This is a genomic window from Amycolatopsis sp. NPDC051758 (genome assembly GCF_044453095.1).
Taxonomy (GTDB): domain Bacteria; phylum Actinomycetota; class Actinomycetes; order Mycobacteriales; family Pseudonocardiaceae; genus Amycolatopsis.
Window position 1 is genome coordinate 334,322 of sequence record NZ_JBITCJ010000003.1, and the last position, 18,538, is coordinate 352,859.

General features: G+C 72.0%; 18 protein-coding genes. 9 read left to right on the plus strand and 9 right to left on the minus strand.

Features of this window, described 5'->3' with window-relative positions:
• The first annotated feature begins 39 nt into the window (after positions 1–39).
• Genes ACIA5G_RS16965 through ACIA5G_RS16975 form a run of 3 tightly spaced genes read left to right on the plus strand, consistent with a single transcriptional unit; the run spans position 40 to position 2,073 of the window.
• A complete protein-coding gene (locus ACIA5G_RS16965; protein WP_395923963.1) occupies positions 40–945 on the plus strand; it encodes a TIGR04222 domain-containing membrane protein in 906 nt (301 codons plus the stop codon).
• A complete protein-coding gene (locus ACIA5G_RS16970) occupies positions 938–1,738 on the plus strand; it encodes a DUF692 domain-containing protein (protein WP_395923965.1) in 801 nt (266 codons plus the stop codon). The genes ACIA5G_RS16965 and ACIA5G_RS16970 overlap by 8 nt, the downstream gene beginning before the upstream one ends.
• Entirely contained in the window at positions 1,735–2,073 is a 339-nt protein-coding gene (locus ACIA5G_RS16975; RefSeq protein WP_395923967.1) for a hypothetical protein, read from the plus strand. Before ACIA5G_RS16970 ends, ACIA5G_RS16975 begins: the two co-directional genes overlap by 4 nt.
• A gap of 157 nt (positions 2,074–2,230) precedes the next feature.
• Here ACIA5G_RS16975 and ACIA5G_RS16980 read toward each other — a convergent pair whose 3' ends face one another.
• From ACIA5G_RS16980 to hemE, 4 genes are read right to left on the minus strand one after another with little or no spacing between them, the layout of a single operon-like run.
• Positions 2,231–3,589, minus strand: a complete 1,359-nt coding sequence (locus tag ACIA5G_RS16980; RefSeq protein WP_395923969.1) for a CoA transferase — start codon at positions 3,587–3,589, stop codon at positions 2,231–2,233.
• Positions 3,589–4,281, minus strand: coding sequence for a hydrogen peroxide-dependent heme synthase (hemQ, locus tag ACIA5G_RS16985; protein WP_395923971.1), 693 nt, complete (start codon positions 4,279–4,281; stop codon positions 3,589–3,591). The genes ACIA5G_RS16980 and hemQ overlap by 1 nt, the downstream gene beginning before the upstream one ends.
• 56 nt (positions 4,282–4,337) lie before the next feature.
• Entirely contained in the window at positions 4,338–5,738 is a 1,401-nt protein-coding gene (hemG, locus tag ACIA5G_RS16990; protein WP_395923973.1) for a protoporphyrinogen oxidase, read from the minus strand.
• Positions 5,735–6,805, minus strand: a complete 1,071-nt coding sequence (gene hemE, locus ACIA5G_RS16995; protein ID WP_395923975.1) for a uroporphyrinogen decarboxylase — start codon at positions 6,803–6,805, stop codon at positions 5,735–5,737. The genes hemG and hemE overlap by 4 nt, the downstream gene beginning before the upstream one ends.
• A gap of 88 nt (positions 6,806–6,893) precedes the next feature.
• Here hemE and ACIA5G_RS17000 point away from each other — a divergent pair, with 88 nt between their 5' ends.
• From ACIA5G_RS17000 to ACIA5G_RS17010, 3 genes are all read left to right on the plus strand, one after another.
• Positions 6,894–7,457 carry a DUF3000 domain-containing protein gene (locus ACIA5G_RS17000; protein ID WP_395923977.1) on the plus strand — a complete coding sequence of 188 codons (564 nt, stop codon included), beginning with the start codon at positions 6,894–6,896 and terminating at the stop codon, positions 7,455–7,457.
• A 749-nt stretch (positions 7,458–8,206) separates the two neighbouring features.
• The gene (locus ACIA5G_RS17005; RefSeq protein ID WP_033261886.1) at positions 8,207–8,923 is read left to right on the plus strand and encodes a response regulator transcription factor; all 717 of its coding nucleotides are present in this window, start codon (positions 8,207–8,209) and stop codon (positions 8,921–8,923) included.
• A 97-nt stretch (positions 8,924–9,020) separates the two neighbouring features.
• Entirely contained in the window at positions 9,021–10,241 is a 1,221-nt protein-coding gene (locus ACIA5G_RS17010) for an HRDC domain-containing protein (protein ID WP_395924924.1), read from the plus strand.
• Positions 10,242–10,254: 13 nt separating this feature from the next.
• On the opposite strand, the gene ACIA5G_RS17015 is transcribed toward ACIA5G_RS17010, so the two are convergent.
• The 5 genes from ACIA5G_RS17015 to ACIA5G_RS17035 form a co-directional block, all read right to left on the minus strand.
• Positions 10,255–10,815 carry a thiamine pyrophosphate-dependent enzyme gene (locus tag ACIA5G_RS17015; protein WP_395923980.1) on the minus strand — a complete coding sequence of 187 codons (561 nt, stop codon included), beginning with the start codon at positions 10,813–10,815 and terminating at the stop codon, positions 10,255–10,257.
• On the minus strand, positions 10,812–11,330 hold the full coding sequence (locus ACIA5G_RS17020; protein WP_395923982.1) for a hypothetical protein: 519 nt from the start codon (positions 11,328–11,330) through the stop codon (positions 10,812–10,814). The genes ACIA5G_RS17015 and ACIA5G_RS17020 overlap by 4 nt, the downstream gene beginning before the upstream one ends.
• Positions 11,330–12,502: a hypothetical protein gene (locus ACIA5G_RS17025; protein ID WP_395923984.1), complete on the minus strand. Its 1,173-nt coding sequence runs from the start codon at positions 12,500–12,502 to the stop codon at positions 11,330–11,332. The genes ACIA5G_RS17020 and ACIA5G_RS17025 overlap by 1 nt, the downstream gene beginning before the upstream one ends.
• The gene (locus ACIA5G_RS17030) at positions 12,502–13,845 is read right to left on the minus strand and encodes a DUF6002 family protein (RefSeq protein ID WP_395923986.1); all 1,344 of its coding nucleotides are present in this window, start codon (positions 13,843–13,845) and stop codon (positions 12,502–12,504) included. Before ACIA5G_RS17030 ends, ACIA5G_RS17025 begins: the two co-directional genes overlap by 1 nt.
• Positions 13,846–13,923: 78 nt before the next feature.
• The gene (locus ACIA5G_RS17035) at positions 13,924–14,682 is read right to left on the minus strand and encodes a class I SAM-dependent methyltransferase (RefSeq protein WP_395923988.1); all 759 of its coding nucleotides are present in this window, start codon (positions 14,680–14,682) and stop codon (positions 13,924–13,926) included.
• Between the two features lie 184 nt (positions 14,683–14,866).
• Here ACIA5G_RS17035 and ACIA5G_RS17040 point away from each other — a divergent pair, with 184 nt between their 5' ends.
• The 3 genes from ACIA5G_RS17040 to ACIA5G_RS17050 are packed head-to-tail and all read left to right on the plus strand — an operon-like array spanning position 14,867 to position 18,485.
• Entirely contained in the window at positions 14,867–16,183 is a 1,317-nt protein-coding gene (locus tag ACIA5G_RS17040) for a trans-sulfuration enzyme family protein (RefSeq protein ID WP_395923990.1), read from the plus strand.
• Positions 16,180–17,217: an OsmC family protein gene (locus tag ACIA5G_RS17045; protein ID WP_395923992.1), complete on the plus strand. Its 1,038-nt coding sequence runs from the start codon at positions 16,180–16,182 to the stop codon at positions 17,215–17,217. The genes ACIA5G_RS17040 and ACIA5G_RS17045 overlap by 4 nt, the downstream gene beginning before the upstream one ends.
• Positions 17,214–18,485 carry a lysine N(6)-hydroxylase/L-ornithine N(5)-oxygenase family protein gene (locus ACIA5G_RS17050; RefSeq protein WP_395923994.1) on the plus strand — a complete coding sequence of 424 codons (1,272 nt, stop codon included), beginning with the start codon at positions 17,214–17,216 and terminating at the stop codon, positions 18,483–18,485. The genes ACIA5G_RS17045 and ACIA5G_RS17050 overlap by 4 nt, the downstream gene beginning before the upstream one ends.
• The last annotated feature ends 53 nt before the right edge of the window (positions 18,486–18,538 follow it).

Sequence of the window (18,538 nt, forward strand, 5' to 3'; positions counted from 1 at the left end):
AAGCTACGGTAAGCGCACTTCACTGAGGGGAGACGGGCGATGGACGACCCGTGGGGCATCTCCGGACCGGATTTCGTGGTCCTCTACATCGCATTGCTCGGCGCGGTCCTGCTGATCCGGCTCCTCGTGGCCGGAGTCGTCGCGAGCCGCACGGTGCGGGCGGACAACGCCCAGCCCGGCCCACCGCCGACCGTCTACGAGCTGGCCTTCCTGGCCGGCGGGCCCGACCGGGCGGTCGACGCCGCGATCGCGGCGCTGGTGGAGCGCGGCCAGCTGCGGGTGAACAGCTACCGGCAGATCAGCAAGGCCGGGACGCGGCCGGTCGACCCGTTGGAACGGGCGGTCGCCGATGTGGCGAAGCTGAAGACGACGTCGACGATCCGCGCGAAGGTCCGCGGCTCGGCGGCGCTGCAGGCCTTGGAGGACGGTCTGGACCGGCGGGGGCTGCTGGCGTCGGCCGCCGCGAAGCGCCAGGTGCGGACGTTCGGGCTCGTGCTGCAGCTGGCCGTGCTGGCGCTCGGCGTCGCGCGGCTGGTCAACGGCATCTCGCTCGGCCGCCCGGTCGGGATCCTGGTGTTCCTGGTGATCGTCGCGGCCGTGCTGACGCTGGTGGCCGCGATCCGGCGGTCGAAGCCGGGGATCCGGCGCCCTTCGGGGGCGGGAAACCGCCTGCTCGGCCAGGCGCGCGCCGCGGCGAGCGGGCCGGTGCCGGCCGGGATGCTCGCCGGGGGTGTGCTGCTCGGCGGGGCCGCGGCGGCGGTCGCGCTGGGCGGCATGGCGCACTACCCGGACGAAGAGCTCAGCTCGGCCCTGATGCCGACGGCGGGCTCCGCCGGCGGCGGCGGGTCGTCGGGCGGGTCGTCCTGCTCGAGCTCGTCGTCGTGCAGCAGCAGCTCTTCGTGCGGTGGTGGCGGTGGCTGCGGCGGAGGTGGGTGCGGTGGGTGAGCTCGGCATCGGGATCGGCTGGCGGCACGAGCTCGACCTGTCCATCGCGCGGCTGCCGGGGGTCGACTGGGTGGAGGTCGTCGCCGAGAACCTGCACCACGACCACCTGCCGGAGACGCTGGTGGCGTTGCGCGAGCGTGGCCTGCCGGTGCTGCCGCACGCCGTCTCGCTGTCCCTCGGCGGGGCCGAGCCGCTCGACACCGGCCGGGTCCAGCACCTCGCGGAGATCGCGCGGGCCCTCGACGCGCCGCTGGTCAGCGACCACGTCTGCTTCGTGCGCGCGGGCGGGCTCGACTCGGGGCACCTGATGCCCCTCCCCCGCACCCGCGAAGCGCTCGACGTGCTGGTGGCCAACGTCAAGCTCGCCCAGTCCATTGTGGACGTCCCGTTCGCACTGGAGAACATCGCGGCGGTGCTGGAGTGGCCGGCCGCCGAGCTCACCGAAGAACAGTTCCTCACCGAGCTGACCGAGCGCACGGACTGCCGGCTGATCATCGACGTCGCGAACCTGTACGCCAACGCCCGCAACATCGGCACCGACCCCGAGGCGTTCCTCGACGGCATCCCGTGGGAGCGGCTGGCGTACGTGCACATGGCGGGCGGCATCGAGCGCGACGGCGTCTACCACGACACGCACGCGCACCCGGTGCTGCCGGAGGTGCTGGACCTGCTGGCCGAGCTCCGCCGCCGGACGGACCCACCGGGAGTGCTGCTGGAACGCGACGACGACTACCCGTCGGACGACGAACTGGCGGCCGAGCTGGCGGCCCTGCGGGCGGCGGTGACGGTGTGAGCCGCGCGGACCTGGCCCGGCGGCAGGCGGAGCTGCTGCAGGCGTTGCTCGCGGACGGCCCGGCCCCGTCGGGTTTCGACGCTTCGCGGCTGCGGGTGGAGGCTCAGGTCCTGCGCTGGAAGCACGGACGGGTGCTGGCGTACCAGCGGCCGGAGCTGGCCGAGGCGCTCGGTGAGCGGTTCGGGCCGTTGTTCGCGGAGTTCACCGCTTTGCGGCCCAAGCGGGACACCGAGCGGTCGGGGGCGTACGCGGACGAGTTCGTGACGTGGCTGATCGCGGCTGGGCACCTGCCGAAACCCAAGCGGGGGTTGGTGTCCCGGCTCCGGCGCCGGTGAGGTCCCACGGCCCGCGGCTTTCGCCGGCGCGGGGCAAACGCCCCAATGTGGCGTTGGGTGCGTCCAACGCACCCAATGTGGCGTTCGGTGCATCCCACGCACCCAATGTGGCATTGGGTGCGTCCAACGCACCGAACGCCACATTGGGGCGCTCGAGTCAGGGGGTCCAGGTCGGTTTGTCGACACCCGGTAGTCGGGTGCCGAAGTCCCAGTGCGGCTCCGCGCCCGGCAACCCGCCGGGCATCCGGACTCGCGTCAGCCGGCCGTAACCGCTGTCCGCTTCCTCCAGCAAGTCGCTGTAGTCGACGTCCGAACCAGCGGAATCCTTGCGGCCCAGGGAATCCAGCCAGCGGCCCGTGCCCGCGAGGGACAGCCGGACCCGCCAGGTGCCGCCGTCCGTCACCTGGCGACGCAGCGCCGTCATCACCGCTGCCGCCGCGAGCCAGCCCGTGCCGTGGTCGAGCGCCTGGACCGGGAGTGGGGAAGGGTCACCCGAAGCGCCCCATGCGATGCCGTTCGACATCTGGACCAGGCTGTCGAACCCGCGCCGTCGCGCCCACGGGCCTTCCCAGCCGTACGCGCTCAAGTCGGCGATCACCAAACCAGGCCGCAGCTCGGCCAGCTCCGCCGGCCCGAAACCGATCCGCTCGAGCGCGCCCGGGCGGAACGACTGCACCAGCACGTCGGCGCGGCTGATCAGCTTCTTCAGCCGCGCGCGGCCGCCTTCGGTGTCCAGCGCGACGAACGCGGATCGCTTGCCCTGTCCGGTGTCGCGCACCAAAGCTTCGACGCGCGGCAAGTGCGCCGCCCCGACGTGCAGGACGTCGGCGCCGTGGGCGGCCAGGACCCGGCCGGCGACCGGGCCGGCGAGCACGTGGGTCAGCTCCAGGATCCGGATGCCGCCCAGCGGACGGTCCGAGTAGAACAACGTCCGCTTCGGCGCTTCGCCGATCGGCGCCAGATCGACGAGGGGCAGTGAAGCCACCGCCGAACCCTGCGGGTGCGCCGCCCACTCCTCGGGCGAGCGCAGCTGGGCGGCCGCTCCCCCGGCGCTGACGACGGCGTGCTCGATCTCCCGCGCGCCCCGCCCGGCGACCGCCTTTTCGACGGCTTCCCGGGTTCCGGGGACGCCGAGTCCCCAGCACACCGCCGCTTCGTGGCGCGGGTAGTTGCAGTGCAGGCGGACCCAGCCGTCGGCCGCGCGGTAGTTGCCCGACAGCGGCGCCCAGACCGATTCGGCGCCGGTGCCGTCCACCCGCAGGAGCTGTTCGCTGTGGAACGCCGCCGCCGCGTGGCGGGTGTCCGCGGTGACCACGCCGGGCTCGATCTCGCGCAGCTTCAGCATTTCCCCGGCCGCCAGGGTCGCGGCCGCGATGGACGCCGTCGCCGCGGCCGCCACCCGGTACGGGCCGGGCAGCACGTCTTCGGCGCCGGTCAGCTCGGCCGGTCCCGGCTGCTCCCCGGTGAGGGTGCGCCAGACGCCGTCCAGGATCTCCCGCACTGAGGTCTCGGCCACTACGGCAGGGCCGCGACGAGCTCGGCGGGCGGCACGCGGGTGCCGGTGTAGAACGGGATCTCCTCGCGCACGTGCAGGCGGGCCTCGGTGCCGCGCAGGTGCCGCATCAGGTCGACGATGCGGTGCAGCTCGTCGGCCTCGAAGGCGAGGATCCACTCGTAGTCGCCCAGCGCGAACGACGCCACGGTGTTGGCGCGCACGTCCGGGTAGTCGCGGGCTTCCTTGCCGTGGTCGGCGAGCATCTTGCGGCGGTCGGCGTCCGGCAGCAGGTACCACTCGTAGGACCGGACGAACGGGTAGACGCAGATGAACTTGCGGGCCTCTTCACCGGCCAGGAAGGCCGGGATGTGGCTCTTGTTGAACTCGGCGGGCCGGTGCAGCGCGGTCTGGCTCCAGACCGGCGTCGACGCGCGGCCGAGCGGGGTCCGGCGGAACCCGGCGTAGGCGGCCTGGATCTGCTCGATCTCCTCGGCGTGCCACCAGACCATGAAGTCGGCGTCGGCCCGCAGCGCGGAAAGGTCGTAAACACCGCGCACGGTGACGCCCTTGGCCTCCAGGCCGTCGAGGTACTCGGTGGTCTCGCGGCCGGCGGTTCCCCGGTCCTCACCCAGCCGGCCCGGCTCGATCTTGAAGACCGACCAGGTGGTGTAACGGATGGTGTCGTTGAGCTCGTTGAAGTTGACCCGCGCCATGCGTCCATCCTGTCACCGCGGCGGCACGACCGCCGCCACGGGTCGGGTGAGAGCACTCACGCGGAAAGGTGCGCGGCGATCCGGTGTGCGGCCGCCTCCGCGGTCGCCACACAAGCCGGCAACCCGACGCCGTGCAGCGTCGCGCCCGCGACCGCCAGCCCCGGCACCTCGGCGACGGCCTTCTCGATCCGCTCCACCCGCTCCAGGTGCCCGGTGCCGTACTGCGGCAGCCCGCCGCCCCACCGCGTCACCAGCGTCTCGACCGGCGCCGTGGTGATTCCGGTCAGCCGGGCGAGGTCGTCGCGGACCACGCGGACCAGCTCGACGTCGTCGGCCTGCAACGCGCCCAGCTCGCCGAACCGGCCGACCGAGCCGCGGACCAGCACCGGGCCGGTGCCGTAGTGGGCCCACTTCCGCGAAGAGAACGTGAACGCCTTCGCCGCGTACGGCACGCCGGACGCGTCTCGCTCGCCCTGGCCGATCAGGATCCCCGACGCGTCGGGCAGCTGCGTGCCGGGCGGCAGCGCCAGCGCGACGACGGCCATCGAGGCCAGCTCGACCTCGCCGAGCGCCGTCGACGCCGCCGGCACCAGGTCCGCGAGCAGCCGGCGAGCCGAGGGCGCGGGCACCGCGAGCACCACCGCGTCCGCTTCGACCGTGTTGTCCGCCGGGGCGTGCGCGGTGGGCGCCGCGCCGATGCGCAGCCGCCAGCCGGCGCCGTGCCGTTCGATGTCGCAGACCGGCAGCCCGGTCCGCAGCTCGGCGCCGGACAGCTCGGTGAGCCGGTCGACCAGCAGGCCCAGACCACCGGGAACGGTGCCGAACACCGGCGCGGTGGACGGGTTCGCGGGCAGCTGCGCCGCGGCCGCCGCGGTCAGCGAACCGGCGCCCGCGGCCACCGCCGCGGCCAGGCCCGGCATGGTCGCGCGCAGGCCGAGGCCGTCCGCCCCGCCCGCGTAGACGCCGCCGAGCAGCGGGTCCACCAGGCGGTCGACCAGCTCGTCGCCGAACCGCTCGCGCAGCAGCGGCCCCAGCGGCAGGTCACCACCCGGCAGCCGCAGCTCCGGCAGCGACGTCTCGGCTTCGACGGCCTTGCGCCCCGCCTCCGACAGCACCCCGGCCACCGACTCCGCCGACGCGGGAACGCCCATCACGGTGCCCGGCGGCAGGCCGGTCACACTGCCGCCGGCGTGGATCTTCGCGCGGGCCCTCGTCGGGTGGACGACGTCGAACCCGAGCTCCCGGGCCAGCCCGAGCATCTCGGGACGGCGGACGAGGAACGCCTCCGCGCCGACATCGTAGGGCACGCCGGCCAGCTCGGCCGTGCGCAGCTTGCCGCCCGGCGTCTTCGTCTTCTCGAACACGAAGATCTCGCACGTGTCGCCGAGCAGCCGCCGCAACCGGTACGCCGCGGTCAGCCCGGAAACGCCGCCCCCGACGACCGCGACCCGCTTCACAGCTCGTGCACCAGCCCGACCACGCGGGTCAGCACGTCGGGGTCGACACCCGGCAGCACGCCGTGGCCCAGGTTGAAGATGTGGCCGCGAGCCGCGCGGCCTTCTTCGACGATGCGGCGGACCTCGGCCTCGAGGACCGGCCAGGACGCGTGCAGCAGCGCCGGGTCGAGGTTGCCCTGGACGACGGCGTTCCCGTCGAGGCGCCGCACGGCCTCGTCGAGGGGGATGCGCCAGTCGACGCCGACGACGTCCGCGCCCGCGTCGCGCATCGCGGCGAGCAGCTCGCCGGTGCCGACGCCGAAGTGGATCCGCGGGACGCCGTACGCGGCGACGCCGTCGAGGACCTTCGCCGAATGCGGCAGGACGAACTCGCGGTAGTCCCGCTCCGACAGCGCGCCGGCCCAGGAGTCGAACAGCTGGATCGCGTCGACGCCGGCGTCGAGCTGCGCGCGCAGGAAGGTCAGCGCGATGTCGGCCAGCCGCCCGGCCAGCTCGTGCCACAGCGCCGGCTCGGAGTGCATCAGCGCCTTGGTGTGCTCGTGGTTGCGGCTCGGCCCGCCCTCGATGAGGTAGCTGGCGAGGGTGAACGGCGCGCCGGCGAACCCGATCAGCGGGGTGCCGTCGAGCCGCTCGACCAGCAGCTTCACGCCGTCGGCGACCTTCGCGACCTGGTCGGGCACCAGTTCCGGCAGGGCTTTCACGGCGGCGAGGTCGCGGATCGGCGCCTCGACCACCGGGCCGGTGCCGGGGACGATGTCGATGTCGACCCCGGCGGCCTTCAGCGGCACCACGATGTCGCTGAAGAGGATGGCCGCGTCGACCCCGTGCCGCCGGACCGGCTGCAACGTGATCTCGGCGAGCATTTCGGGGTCGAAACAGGCGTCGAGCATCGCCACGCCCTCGCGCAGCGCGCGGTACTCGGGCAGCGAGCGGCCGGCCTGGCGCATGAACCAGACGGGCGTGCGCGCCGGGCGGTCGCCGCGCGCGGCGGCCAGGAACGGGGCTTCGGGCAGCTCGCGGCGGCCGGACGGAGCGGCTTGCTGCGGCAGAGGCGTGGTCGGAGACATCGCCGTCAATCGTGCCACGAGCCCGCCGGGGCCGTTCCCTCGGCGCGCCTGCGCCCGCAACTGGGCGTGCCCGCCCTAAAGTCGGTGCGTGACCGCGATGACGCCAGTGCCCGAACTCTTCCGCGAAGCAGTTGTGGCGCTGCAGTCCGTCCGGCCCCGCCGGGAGGTGCTGCTGGAGCCGATGCGGGCGCCGAAGCGGCTCGCGCCGTGGTCGTACGCGGTCAGCTGCGAGGTCTCCGGCCCCGCCGACGTGCTGGCCTCGGGCCGGCTGGTCCTGCTGCACGACCCGGACGGCCAGGACGGCTGGGACGGCGTACTCCGCCTCGTCCTGTACGTGCGCGCGGAGCTGGACCGCGAGCTGGCGACCGACCCGTTCCTCCCCGCGGTCGGCTGGTCGTGGCTGACCGACGCGCTGGAGGTGTCCGGCGCGAGCTGGAAGGCGCTCGGCGGCACGGTCACCGAGACCTCGTCGGCCCGCTTCGGCGACATCTCCGGCCCGGCCCGCACCGACGACCTCGAGCTGCGGGCGTCGTGGACGCCGACGGACGCCGCGCTGCTGCCGCACGGGCAGGCCTTCTGCCAGGTGATGGCCAGCGTCGTGGGCCTGCCCCCGGTCGGCGTGACGCTCTTCGGGCAGCGCCAGAGCTCTTGACCCTGCCGCAGTCGGGCGATCATCGGCAACGAATCGGCAACGGTGGCCGGGCGCCGGCCCTCCTCGCGGTGGCTCCTTGTACCGATGTGAGCAAATTTCACATCTCCTGAACCGCGTCCAACATCGGGTCCGTCCTCCGGATGGCGACCTGAGAGCGCCCGTGCGGGCGCGAAGTGGTCCGGACAACGGCGGACCCCGCCGGACCACCCGGACGTTCCTGAGGCTGTTTCACGTCTTCGGGTGCGTGCCCCCGTTCGTGACGGAGGGCGGTCACGCACCGCTACAAGATCAACTTGCGCCGGAGCACCCCGATGCCCGCCCACGCAGGACACGGACAGTCACCATTTCCGGCTCCGAGGCCGCCGCCGAAGCGCCTTCCGGAAGTTGATCATGCCCCGGCCGGGGCCACATTCCGGGGCTCCCGGGCCCCCATCCGGACCCTCGTCACTACGCGCACCGGCAGCTGCACGGCTCATCTGCACGGCCATTTGGCCGCCGGTAACTTCTTTGCATCGTGTTCGCTGGGCTATCCGTTAGCAACCGGCCGTGTACTAGCCCGATCGTGTTACTACGAACCCACTGAGTGACTGTTCGTTTGAGATAGATACCCATTCGATCCCCCCGCAACGGCCTCAGGGCGGCTACAGTGCCTTCGACGACACCACTTTCGGTCTAAAGCTGGCGCGGCTGAACGGCCGAAGGTCCCGGTGCCGGTCGGGGGGCACGACCGACTCCAGGGAGGTAGTGACGTGGCTACCGTCGGCATTTCTCAGGCCGTCCGATCCACGCCAGCCGGTGCATTGCCGGCGAGCATGGTTCCGCATCCGCGGGAAGAGCTTTTTTCCGTGCTGGTGGTCGATGACCACCCGCTGTTGAGGGAGGCAATCGCAGCAAGACTCGCACAGATGGGTGCGGGCACCGTCCACGAGGCCGCCACGGTGGCCGAGGCGAGGGCGCGAGCACAGGCCACTGGGCCTTGTGACCTGGCGATTCTCGATCTCGGACTGCCGGACGGCAGCGGCATCGAGCTGGTTACGGAACTCCGTAGCCACGGGTGGCCGCGCGTAGTGGTGCTCGCGTCCTCGGACGACCCGTACGCGGTCCGCTCGGCCTTCCAGGCCGGGGCCCAGGCGTACCTGCTGAAGTCCGCGTCACCGGTCGTCGTGACCGATGGCGTGCGGCGCGTGCTCGAAGGCGGCGTTTACGCCGACCCGAGCGTGGCTCCGGTGCTGGCCACCGGGACCCGCGTCGCGGGCACCGACAACACCCCGCGCGAGCTGTCCGCTCGTGAGGTGGAGGTGCTCCAGCTGGTCGCCGACGGGCAGTCCAACAAGGAGATCGGCGAGGAACTTTCCCTCTCCGCGCTCACCGTCAAGTCCCACCTGTCCCGGATCGGGCGCAAGCTCGGCACGGGCGACCGGGCTCAGATGGTTGCGCTGGCCATGCGGGCCGGCGTCATCCGCTGACACGAGCGACATCCTCGCGGGGCGGGCGCACCAGGCGCGGTACGCCCGTCCCGTAGGGTCGCACACCATGGGAAACACAGAGGCCGAGGACACCGGGATGGAGATCGAGTCCACGGGCGGCCCTGTGCTGCTACGCGAACCCGCCGAGGGCACGCCCCCGGTGGTCACCGATCAGTCCGCGCTGGCCGAGGCCTGCGCGAAGCTCGCCGCGGGCACCGGCGCGGTCGCCGTCGACACCGAACGCGCGTCCGGCTACCGGTACTGGCCCAAGGCCTACCTCGTCCAGCTGCGCCGTGAAGGTTCCGGCACGGTCCTCATCGACCCGACCGAGCTGGACGACCTCACGCCGTTGAAGAACGTCCTCAACTCCCTGGAGTGGGTGCTGCACGCCGCTTCCCAGGACCTCCCCTGCCTCGCCGAGCTGGACCTGCACCCGGCGGCGCTGTTCGACACCGAGCTGGCCGGCCGGCTGGCGGGTTACGAACGCGTGGCGCTGGGGACGCTCGTCGAGCTGCTGCTCGGCTACACCCTCGAGAAGGGGCACAGCGCGGCCGACTGGTCGAAGCGGCCGCTGCCGGTCGACTGGCTGAACTACGCCGCCCTCGACGTCGAGCTGCTCATCCAGCTGCGCGAAAAGCTGGAGGCGGAGCTGGGCGCCCAGGGCAAGCTCGAGTGGGCGCAGCAGGAGTTCGAAAACGTGCGGACGGCCCCGCCGCCGGCCCCGCGCGCCGAGCCGTGGCGCCGGACGTCCGGCGTGCACAAGATCCGCAACCCGCGCGGCCTCGCGGCGGTCCGCGAGCTGTGGCAGGCGCGCGACGAGCTGGCCCGCAAGCGCGACCGCGCGCCGAGCCGCATCCTGCCGGACAGCGCGATCATCAACGCCGTGACGGCGGACCCGAAGACGGTCGAGGAGCTGCAGGCGCTGCCGGTGTTCAGCGGCCGGGTCCAGCGCAAGTACACGGCCAGCTGGCTGCGGCACCTGCAGGCGGCCAAAGCGCTGCCGGCTTCGGAGTTGCCGTCGCCTTCGCAGCCGACGGACGGCCCGCCCCCGGTGAACCGCTGGGCGGACAAGGACCCGGACGCGGCGGCCAGGCTGTCGGCCGCCCGCACGGCCCTGACCGCGATCGCGGAGGACCGCCGGCTCCCGGTGGAGAACCTCCTGCTGCCGGACCTGGTCCGCCGCACGTGCTGGCGCCCGCCGGCCGAGACGGACGAGGACGCGGTCGCCGAGGTCCTGAAGGCGGGCGGGGCCCGGCCGTGGCAGATCCAGCTGACGGCCGCGGCGCTGAGCAAGGCCCTGCAGACCACGGCTGCCTGACCGGAGCCGGCGCTCAGGCAGCGAGGTGGGCGCGGAACCTCAGCGCGTGCTCGTCCAGAGCGGCATCGATCCGAGCCGCCACCGGCGGGTCGGCCTCCGCGACAACCCCGTGGACGAAGACCGGCGCCGCACAGCTCGCGATCTCCTCCCGCACGATCACCGCGAACTCCGCCAGATCCGACGTACTCCGCACCCGCGCGTACCCCGACGCCTTCGCCCAGCCACACAGGTCCGTGCGCGTCGAAGGCACCAGCTGGCCGCCGGTCGACGCGTACCGGCCGTCGTCCAGCAGGACGTGGACCAGCGGCAGGTCGCTCAGCGCCCCCGCGGTCACCAGGCCCACCGGGTTCATCAGGAGCGCGCCGTCGCCGTCCACGACCACCGTCGTGCGGCCCGTCTCGCGGGCCACGCCGATGCCGATGGACGAAGCCAGCCCCATCGACCCCGTCATGTAGAAGTGGCTGGGCCGGTCGGCGATGCCGCGTGCGATGCGGCACGAGTAACCCGTCGTGAAGATGACCGGCTCGTGCTCCGTCGCCGCGATCACGGCGCCGACGGCGGACGTCTTGTTCATGCCCGCCACCCGAACACCGCCGGCGGCACCAGCAGCGCCGCGGGCCGGCCCTCGGCCGCCACGATCCGGTGCACCCGCTCGACCTGTGGCGCCCGCGGGACGTCGGCGTCGAGGGTCACGGCCTCGACGCCCAGCTGCGCCAGCAGCGGCTCGGTGAGCCGGCCCATCACCAGGTTCTCCTGGGTCGGGTCCGGGTCGATGCCGCGCATGCTGATCACGAGCAGCATCGGGATGCGGTACGGCTCGACCAGCGAGGCGATCGCGTTGATCGACTGCCCGAACCCCGAGTTCTGCATGAGGACCACGGGCAGCCGGCCGGCGAGCGACGCACCCGCCGCGATCCCCACCGCGTTGTCCTCGCGGGCCACCGTGAGCAGGCCCGCGAGGTCGTCGAGCGCGGTGAACATCGGCGAGAGGATCCCGCACGGGGTGCCGAGGAACGGGCCGAAGCCGGCGGTGACCAGCTCCGCGCACAGGTCGGCGGCGATGTCGACGTCCTGGACGGTGGTGGTCATCAGGCGGCCTCGGCTTCGTCGAGGTCGAACCCGACGGGTGTCGTGACGCGCTCCAGGCCGGCGAGGAACTCGTCGAGGTCGATCACCCGGGAGCTCTCGATGCCCGGGCCCGTCCCGACGATCCGGGTGTGCGCGGGCCGCTCGGCGTCGGCGAAGTGGACGGCGGTCAGCTTCCCGGCTTCGTCGACGGCGATCACCGGCGTGAAGACCAGGAAGTCCCGCACCGCGTCGGTGTCGCGCAGCACCCGCAGGTGCAGCCGCTTGTCGCGGAAGTGGTCGGTGGGCAGCTCGGTGAGCGGGTGCAGCCGCCGCTTGAACTGGAAGACACCCTTGCCGGGGAAGGGTTCCCCGCCCGACATGTCCATCTGCTCGATCTTCTCGTGGCCGACCGAGCACTCCATGCCCAGGTACCACAGCGCCTTGACGGCTCCGCTGCGGTAGTGCTTCTCGTCGCCGTCCAGCACGCCGAGCAGCCGCGCGCGCAGGATGCGGCGGTCGTCGTCGAGCCGGACCAGCACGCCGGCGACGCGCTTGCCGCCTTCGGTGACGAAGAACAGGGCCCCGCGCTGGAACAGGCAGTTCACCGCGGTGTCCCAGTCGGCGCTGCGGGTCGCCTTGCCGTGCCGGAAACCCATGGTGGGCAGGTGCATCCGCTCGTAGAAGAACTCGAGGTCGGCCATCGTGTGGCCGCGCTCCCACGCCCAGTCGTTCTTGGCGCGCAGGTTGGCGAACTGCTTCCGCTCGTTGCGGGAGACCTTCTTCGACATGGCCTCCATGTCCGGCAGCACTTCGAGGATCTGCTGGATCCGGAACGGGAGCACCAGGGAGTTCTCCGCCGGCAGCGCCGCGGCCTGGCCGCTGCCGCAGCCGGTGAACAGGATGTCGGCGCCGTCCGCTGTGGACCTGCGACGGCCACGCCGCTCGGTCACGGTGACTTCGTCGCCGGAGCGTTCCAGCTGCTCGCGCAGGAACGGCACGACGTGCCGGCCGCCCGATGGGAAGCCTTGGTACCCGACGGCGAGCCGGGGCTCCTCGCGGACCAGCAGGCTGTCCAGCTGTTCGCTGAACGGCGCGGTGTCCGCCAGCTGGTGGGCCGACGCCCAGGCGCCGGTGCCGTGGTCCCACCGGTAGCGCAGCTGCAACCACGCGTTCCGCGGCGAAAAGCCGGCCATCAGAGCGCCTCCCCCGCCGCCGCGGCGAGAATGACCTTCTTCAGGTCCGCGCCGGTGTCGACCGGGTGGAGCCGGTGCTCCGGAATGGGCGTGAAGTCGTCTTCGGAGTAGCACCCTGAACCGTGCACGACGACTTCGTCGGTGGTCAGCAGGCCGCGGTCGATCGCGTTGAGCACCCCGGTCAGCGCCATCACCAGCGACCACTCCCGCACCTTCCACGGGTCGGCGGGCAGCCGGACCCCCGCGCCGGCGAGCAGCGTCCGGATCCGCGGGTAGCGCTCGAGGCACTCCTGCCGCGAGACGACGATGCCGCCACCGCCCTGGCGCCGGATGATCTCGTTCATCACCGCGGACGTGGCGGGCGAGCGCGTGTAGAACGTCGGCTCGAGGTTCTCCGCCGGGTCGAAGGTGGTCGCCGGGAACCACGGGTCCGCGTCCTGGTGGTACAGCCCGGTTTCCGGGTCGTGCCGGTACTCCGGCACCTCGGTCCCGTACAGGCTCGTCACCATGTCGGGGGTCGCCAGGTGCTGGACGAGGAAGTACTGCGAGGGGAACTCCGCCGGCGGCAGCATCGTGGTGCCGAAGTGGTGGCCGAGCAGCCCGAACGCGCTGGACACCGAGTGCGCGTGCGTCCGGGTGGTCCCCGGCCGCTGGGGGAGGAACTCCCGCTCCGCGAACGCGCGGGCGGCGTCGGCGCCCCGGTAGTTGGCCAGGTCGAGGGTGTACCAGAGGTTGACGCCGAAGCCGGCCTTGAGCTCGGCCGCGGCCTCCGGGAACGCCTCCGTCGCGGTCAGCTTGACGTCCGCGGGCCGGTCGCAGCGCCGCACGCACATCGGGTTGCGGGCGGCCAGGTCCGGGTCGGCGGTGAGCGCGGAGGACCAGAGCTTGCCGCGCGCCACTTCGGGCACCAGCGTGACGATCTGGAGCTCCTCCGGGGTGACCAGGCCGGCCCGGTGCGCCCGCAGCACGGCGTCGCGCAACGCGGTCGCCTTGTTGGCCGACGACGGCGTCAGGATCATCACGCGCTCGCCGGTCTCGCGGATGTAGCGCACCGCGCGGGCGACCATGACGAGCGAGCCGAACGTCTTCGTGGTCCGCGTCCGGGGGTTGCGCATCAGGTCGAGCAGCACCAGCCGGGAGCCGCCGTGGGTGCCGAGCTCGCTGAAGCCGGCTTCCGCCACGGAAAAGAAATCCCGGAGCTTCTCGTCCACGACGGGGAGGTCGAAGCCCGGGTTGAACGCGTCTGAGGGAGCGCTTTCCGCCCGGCAGCGGTCCAGGGCCAGCCGCAGCCGGTCTTCGAACGCCGTCAGGGTGTTCACGCCTTCGATGATGTCCGCGGTCATGTCCGTTCCTGGTCGCCAGTCACGAGTTGCCTCTTCCCAACCGGTACGCGAGCGGAGTTTCTCGGGGCTCCGATGGTTTCACGCGACGGAGCGCGCCTGCGTCTCTTCGGCTGCGGCTCCGGTGCGGACGCCGACGAGCAGTCCGCGCCCGGTCAGCCCGTCGGTGTCCCAGACCGCCTCGACGCCGGCCAGCGCGGCCGCCTCGATGAGCTCTTCCCGGGTGAACATCGCGACCTTGTGCCGCTCGGTGCGCGCGGTGATCTCGCCGTCGGCCGCCGCAACGTAGTGCATGATCAGCTCCGTCAGCCGGCCGTGCACCCGGAAGATGCGCACCCGCACCAGTTTCATGTCGGGGTCTTCGATCACGACGACGGCGCTGCTGCCGTCGACCCACTTCTCCTCCTGGTCGACGATCATGTCCGGCTGGATCCACGGCTCGACGACGAGGACACCACCGGGCTCGAGGTGCCGGGCGAGGCTCTTCATCGCGGCCTGCATCCGCTCGACCGTCTGCACGTAGGCGATCGCGCTGTACAGGCAGGTGACGACGTCGAAGCGCCGGCCGAGGTCGAAGTCGGTCATGTCCCCTTCGCTGAACGGGATCCCGGGCAGCCGGTCCCGCGCGACCTCGAGCAGGCCGGGCTCGACGTCGACGCCTTCGCAGGTGAACTCCTCGCGCAGGTGCCGGAGGTGGCCGCCGGTGCCGCAGGCGACATCGAGCAGCGTCCGCGCGCCCGGGTGGTTCCGGCGCACGTGCTCGACGATCCGCCGCGACTCGGCGGCGTAGTCCTTGTTGCGGTGCAGGCGGTCGTACCACGACGCGGATTCGGTATACATGCCCGGAATTGTTCGCCGCCTGATCCACCCGCGCATCTCCCGTCGTGGGCTACGGCCGAGCGCATTCCGGAAGAACGGCGAGCAGGGCAGAAGACGCCCGTGGATCACCGTGGATCGGAAGATGGTTTCGACTGATGTTCGAGCCGGGTTCAGTCGTCACCGCGATCCGACACCAGGGGACAGAGTGGCTCAAACAGAGCGAACAGCCAAGGGATTCGAGGAGGGCCGCACCGCCGAAGCGGGCTGGTTCGGCGAGCTCACGCGGCGGCGCAGTGCGGGTCCCGTCTCGCCCCAGCACCGGGTGCTGCCCCGCGAGATCTCGCCGGAGACGCTCGCGGTGCACGCCGGAACCTACGAGGACCCGGTCACCGGCAGCGTCGGCACGCCGATCTTCCAGACCAGCACCTTCCTGCTCGACGACGCCAGCTACGGCGCCTTCTCCGACGGCGCGATGCGCGACGTCCCGATCTACACGCGGTACGGGAACCCGTCGCAGTGGTCGGTGCAGGAGAAGATCGCCGCGCTGGAGAACGCCGAAAGCGCGCTGGTGACCTCGTCCGGGATGAGCGCGATCGCCAGCACGATCTACGCGCTGACGAACTCGGGCAGCCACATCATCTCCGCCTACGACGTCTACGGCGGCACGTACAACCTGCTGCGCGAGGACATGCCTTCGGCCGGGCGCGAGGTTTCGTTCGTCGACCCGACCGACGTCGACGCCGTGCGCGCCGCGGTCCGCGAAGAGACTCAGCTGCTGTTCTTCGAAACCCTGACCAACCCGCTGCTCAAGGCGCCCGACATCCGCGCGATCGCCGAGATCGCCCGGGAGGCCAACGCGTTGCTGGTGGTCGACAACACCTTCCTCACCCCGGTGATGTCGCAGCCGCTGGCGCAGGGCGCGGACATCGTCGTGCACAGCGCGACGAAGTACCTCGCCGGGCACAGCGACCTGACCGCGGGCGCGGTGGTCGGCCGGCGCAAGTTCCTCGACCGGATCTGGGCGCAGGCGCTGCGGTTCGGCGGCACGCTCGAGCCCCTGTGCTGCTTCCTGCTCGAGCGCGGGCTGAAGACGCTGCCGCTGCGCATCCGGACCCAGAACGAAAACGCGCGTGAGATCGCGAAGTTCCTCGCCGGCCACGACCGGATCGCCGACGTCCACCACCCGGACCTCGGCGGCGACCGGTACGCGAACCTGCGGCGCGCGGACTACGCGGGGTACGGCGGCATGGTCAGCTTCGAGGTCAAGGGCGGCGACGAAGCCGCGCTGGCGTTCATGAACAACCTGAAGATCCCCTACGTCGCCACCAGCCTGGGTGGGGTCGAGTCGCTCGTCAGCATGCCGAGCAACACCTCGCACAGTTCGCTGACCTCCCGGCAGATGGCGCTGATCGGGATCAACCCGGGACTCGTCCGGCTCTCCGCGGGCATCGAGAACATCCGCGACCTGCTCGAGGACCTCGCCCACGCGCTCGACGCGCTGCCCGAGGAAGGTGTGCGATGAGGAACAGCTTCAACACCGCGGGATTCAGCGAAGTCGTCCACGAAACCCGGGAAGACGTCGCCGAAGCCTGGTACTGCTACCGCGGCAAGGCGCGGTACTCCCCCCGCCGCGGCCTGTCGGCGTCGAACGGGGCGGCGGTGCTCGGCACCGTCAAGTCCACCCGGAAGTTCTCGTTCGAGCTGAGCGACGACGAATGGCGCGACGAGGAGGGCCTGCCGCCCACCGGGGCGCCCACCCCGATCGACCTGGCGCTGACCGGCGTCGGCTCGTGCTCGCTGAAGACCATGGTCGGCGGCGGCAGCGCGCAAGGGGTCGTGTTCGACACCCTCGAGCTGCACATCGAGAGCGGCGCCGGCATCGACTGCCGGTTCGAGGTCGGGGTGCAAGGCCAGGACGAGCTGATCGAGCAGCTGCTGCGCAAGGTCGAGAACTTCAGCCCGAACCACAAGACGCTGACCGCGGTGGTCCCGCTCGAAGTGTCCTATGTGGACCCGGCGGGCGGCGCCGAGCACGAGACGATCCCCGGCGCCGAGGCGGTGGCCCGGATCCGGCGGCCGGTGGCGGCCCGGCGGGTGCGCTGGATCAGCGGGGTGCAGCTGGAGTCCTACCCCGCCGACGGTGAGGGCGCGACCGTGCGCATCGACTCGCCGAAGCAGCTCACCGGCGTCGACTGGGGCCCCAACCCGCAGGAGCACCTGCTGATGGGCCTGGCCTCGGACATCGCGGCCAACCTCGGGCAGCTGTCGCGCGACCGGCTCGACCGGCAGCTGGAATGGCACGTCGTCGCCGACGGCAAGGTCGACATCCGCGGCCTGCTCAACTCCGACCCCGAGGCGATCGTGCACATGCAGGAGGTCCGCTGCGCCATCACCGCCGCCGGGATCCTCGACCCGGCGCTGCGCGAGCTCGCCCGCGAAGCCGTCGTCCGCTCCGAGGTGCGGAGCCTCATCTGCGACCGCCAGACCGTCGGCGTGACGCTCCAGCCGCCGGTCTACCGAGCGCCGACCTGGCAGCGGGGCAGGAGCGCGTCGTGAGCTCGTCCAGGCACCGCTCCACCGGCATCCTCGCGGTCGGGGGCGGACCTGCCAACCTCAGCCTGGCCGCGCTGGCCGAGCCGATCGGCGACTGCGCCGTCTCGGTCGTCGAGTCGCGGACGTCGGTGGCGTGGCACCCGGGCCTGCTCTGGGGCAACTCCCGGCTGCAGGTGAGCAGCGTCAAGGACCTGGTCAGCCTGGTCGACCCGCGCAGCCGGTACAGCTTCCTCAACTTCCTGCACGAGCAGGGGCGGCTGTACCGGCACCTCATCGCGAACCCGCACTTCGTGAGCCGCAAGGAGTTCGACCAGTACTTCACCTGGGCGGCGCAGCTGCTCGGCGCCTACCTCGACGAGCGGGTCGAGGCGGTCGAGCACGACGGCACCCGGTTCGTCGTGCAGACGAGCCGGGGCCGGTGGTTCGCCGACCACCTCGTGCTCGGCGTGGGCCAGGTGCCGTGCGCGCCGGCGTTCACGAAGACGATCGACAGCCCGGCGTTGTGGCACGCGTCGCGCCACCTCGACCGCGGGCTCCCGGTCGAGGGCAAGGACGTGCTGCTGGTCGGCGGCGGGCAGAGCGGCGCGGAGGTCGCGCTGGACCTGATCTCCGGCCGCACCGGCCTGCCACGCCGGCTGACCTGGGTGACCGGCCGCGACGGCCTCTCACCGCTCGACGACTCGCCGTTCGCCAACGAGTGGTTCAACCCGAGCTACGTCGAGTACTTCCACGCGCTGCCCGAAGACCAGCGCGCCGGCCTGTCCGGCCGGCAGCTCGGCGCCATCCGGGGAGTCACCCAGGACCTGCTGGCGCAGGTCTACAAGCGGCTCTACGAGCTGGACTACCTGACGACCGCGCAGTTCGGCCACCGGCTGCTGGCGGGCGTGGAACTTTCGGGCCTGGCCGAGGTGCCCGACGGATTCCGCGGCTCGCTGCTGGACACGGTCTCCGGGGCCGAGCAGGAGATCAGCGCCGACCTGGTCGTGCTCGCGACGGGGTTCCGCGCGGAACTGCCCGCGTTCATGGAGCCGCTGGGCGGGCGGCTGCCCATCAGCGGTGACGCCTACGAGGTCGAGCGCGACTACCGGGTGCGCTGGGACGGCCCGGACGCCAACCGGATCTACGTGCAGAACGGCGCGCGGCGGACCCACGGCGTCGGGGATCCCAACCTGAGCCTGGCGTCCTGGCGCAGCGCGACGATCCTCAACAGCGTGCTGGGCCGGGAGGTCTACTCGCTCAAGGACGAGGACATCACCCTGTCCGTCGCTTGAGCCTCATGCGAAACCGCCGTCCGGAACTCCTTCCGGACGGCGGTTCCGTGTCG

Coding starts and splice junctions, on each gene's coding strand:
- ACIA5G_RS17015 (WP_395923980.1), bottom strand. CDS start 10,815: ATGAACAAGACGTCCGCCGTCGGCGCCGTGATCGCGGCGACGGAGCAC.
- ACIA5G_RS17025 (WP_395923984.1), bottom strand. CDS start 12,502: ATGGCCGGCTTTTCGCCGCGGAACGCGTGGTTGCAGCTGCGCTACCGG.
- ACIA5G_RS17045 (WP_395923992.1), top strand. CDS start 16,180: ATGAGGAACAGCTTCAACACCGCGGGATTCAGCGAAGTCGTCCACGAA.
- ACIA5G_RS17035 (WP_395923988.1), bottom strand. CDS start 14,682: ATGTATACCGAATCCGCGTCGTGGTACGACCGCCTGCACCGCAACAAG.
- ACIA5G_RS17010 (WP_395924924.1), top strand. CDS start 9,021: ATGGAGATCGAGTCCACGGGCGGCCCTGTGCTGCTACGCGAACCCGCC.
- ACIA5G_RS17020 (WP_395923982.1), bottom strand. CDS start 11,330: ATGACCACCACCGTCCAGGACGTCGACATCGCCGCCGACCTGTGCGCG.
- hemE (WP_395923975.1), bottom strand. CDS start 6,805: ATGTCTCCGACCACGCCTCTGCCGCAGCAAGCCGCTCCGTCCGGCCGC.
- hemQ (WP_395923971.1), bottom strand. CDS start 4,281: ATGGCGCGGGTCAACTTCAACGAGCTCAACGACACCATCCGTTACACC.
- ACIA5G_RS17030 (WP_395923986.1), bottom strand. CDS start 13,845: ATGACCGCGGACATCATCGAAGGCGTGAACACCCTGACGGCGTTCGAA.
- ACIA5G_RS16965 (WP_395923963.1), top strand. CDS start 40: ATGGACGACCCGTGGGGCATCTCCGGACCGGATTTCGTGGTCCTCTAC.